Annotated in this window: 2 protein-coding genes; both read right to left on the reverse strand. The window is 43.7% G+C overall.

The genetic code is table 11. The features are described from left to right. On the reverse strand, positions 1 to 570 hold a 570-nt coding region (locus tag ACRCJ0_RS14570), incomplete at its 3' end, for a Gfo/Idh/MocA family protein (protein WP_431390923.1). Between the two features lie 111 nt (positions 571 to 681). Continuing rightward, a partial coding sequence (locus ACRCJ0_RS14575) for a TOBE domain-containing protein (RefSeq protein WP_431390925.1) occupies positions 682 to 1,207 on the reverse strand: 526 nt, incomplete at its 5' end.

A 1,207-nucleotide genomic window follows, 5' to 3' on the forward strand; every position in this document is an offset into this window, starting at 1 on the left:
TGCATGGGTACCGATATCAATTAAAGGGCCTCCGCCTTGCGCTTCCTCATCAAGGAATACACCCCAAGTTGGGACAGCACGACGACGAATAGCATGCGCTTTAGCATTGTAAATTTCTCCTAATTGACCCTCTTGGCAGATGGCTTTTAGGTATTGGCTGTCCTTTCTAAAACGGTTTTGATAGCCGATGGTTAATTTTTTACCGTTTCGTTCAGCCGCTTCGATCATCGCGCGACCTTCTTCAGCTGTTTTGGCCATTGGTTTTTCGCACATTACGTGGTTGCCTGCATCAAGCGCTGCAATGGATAATTCTGCATGTGTCGCATTTGGGGTACAGACATGGACCACATCTAAGCTTTCTTCAGCCAACATATTCTGGTAATCGGTATATACACTGGATTCGCTGGTCCCAAATTTGGCTTTTCCAGCCAAGGCCCGGTCTTCGACCAAATCACAAAAAGCCACCAATTCTACCCCTTCAACTTGGACTAAGGCCGGTAAATGCTTCTGCATGCCAATGCCTCCGCAACCGATAATGCCTACCTTTAATTTTGTTACTGATTCTGTCATGTGAGTCCTCCTTATAAAATATCATCTCAAAACAATGCAACCGGTTTCTTTATTTTCGATAGGAAAAGGCACATACGGTTCTTGTTAAGATTCGCATGTACCTTGGTCGTGCTATTTAATCACTTTGCCTGTTTCAACATCGAAGAAGTGGGCCTTATTCATGTTAAAGGCAATCTTGATGGTTGAACCAACTTCGTGGTAGTCACGGGCATCTACCACAGCAATGAACTCTTGCCCTTTAACATCTAAGTATAGGATAGACGTTGCCCCTGTTAATTCGGATACCGTAATGGTTGGTTCGACAACCGTTTCTGGTGTAGCGTCTAAAGCCAATTGTTCAGACTGCATATCTTCTGGTCGAATACCAAAAGTAACTGTTTTACCGTCATAACCTTTCTCATCTAAAATACGACGAGTTGGTAAGGTTACTTCAAGTTTCGTGCCACCTTCTAAATGAATTTGGCCAGCTTCATACTTCACGTCCACTAAGTTCATAGCTGGTGACCCCATAAAAGCAGCAACAAAGGCATTTTCTGGGTTGTTATAAACTTCAAGTGGTGTCCCTACTTGTTGGATTTCACCTGCATTCATAATGACAATCCGGTCAGCCAAAGTCATGGCTTCTGTTTGGTCATGA

The organism is Aerococcus sp. L_32 (genome assembly GCF_050689315.1).